Source organism: Nonomuraea lactucae (assembly GCF_003313395.1).
GTDB lineage: Bacteria > Actinomycetota > Actinomycetes > Streptosporangiales > Streptosporangiaceae > Nonomuraea > Nonomuraea lactucae.
Genome location: NZ_QNFZ01000395.1, coordinates 1 through 902, shown reverse-complemented (window position 1 = coordinate 902; position 902 = coordinate 1). Strand labels below are relative to the sequence as shown.

Genomic DNA, 902 nt, shown 5'->3' with positions numbered 1-902 from the left:
TGAGCACTTTTCATCCCGCTTCGCGGAGTTGAAGGACGAGGATCGCTTTGACGAGCTGACCTGCCAGAAGAGGACAACAGCGGAGTTTGCGGAGGATACGCCAGGTTTTCAGCTGGGCGTTGGCGCGCTCCCCGGGTCCGCGCAGCCTGGCGTGGGCGGCGTTGGCGGCCTTCTGTGAAGCGGGCTTGTTGCGGCCCTTGTAGGGCACGCGCACATGCTCACCGGCGCCGACGTAGCCCTTATCCGCGAGGACGACCAGGCCCGCGGCCTGCAAGCGGCGCAGGATGCCCCAGATCCGCGCGGCTTTGAGGTCGTGCACCGAGCCGGGCAAGGAGCCGGAGGTCCACAAGGATGTGCCGTCCGGGGCGGCCAGGACCTGGATGTTCATGCCGTGCGTCTTGTTCTTGCCGGAGTAATACGGCCGATCGGCGGCCACGCGGTCGATCGGGATGAGCGTGCCGTCCAGCACCAGGTAGGGGTAACGGGCGCGCTTGGCCATGCGTAACACCGCCTCCAGGCGAGGTGAACGGCGGGCGAGCAGGGTGATGGCCTCGCGGATGTAGCGCCAGGCTGTCGCGATGCCAACGCCGAAGCCGGCGGCGAGTTCAGCCAATGTCTCGCCCTTGCGCAGGTGGACGAGTATGAGCAGGGCCTGCTGGCCCGGGTTGAGCCGCCGCCACGGCGAGCCGATCGTCTTGCGGTGCCGGCGAAGGATGCCGGACAGGTAGGACAGCGTCTGAGATGACAACGACAGCGCGCCACGGTAGAACAGCAACTCGGAGCCTCTGGTCTAACGGTTGATCTTGGTCGACAACCCTTCTACCAGGGGCTCTTCTACTTGTCGATCAAGACCTCCCGCACGGCATGCCCGCGACCTGCGGCTTCAGGTTGGAAAACACTCA

Annotated in this window: 1 protein-coding gene; it reads right to left on the bottom strand. The window is 65.6% G+C overall.

What is annotated here, in order from left to right:
- Positions 1 to 10: 10 nt before the first annotated feature.
- A complete protein-coding gene (locus tag DQW85_RS22155; RefSeq protein WP_113702129.1) occupies positions 11 to 775 on the bottom strand; it encodes a transposase family protein in 765 nt (254 codons plus the stop codon).
- Positions 776 to 902 lie beyond the last annotated feature (127 nt).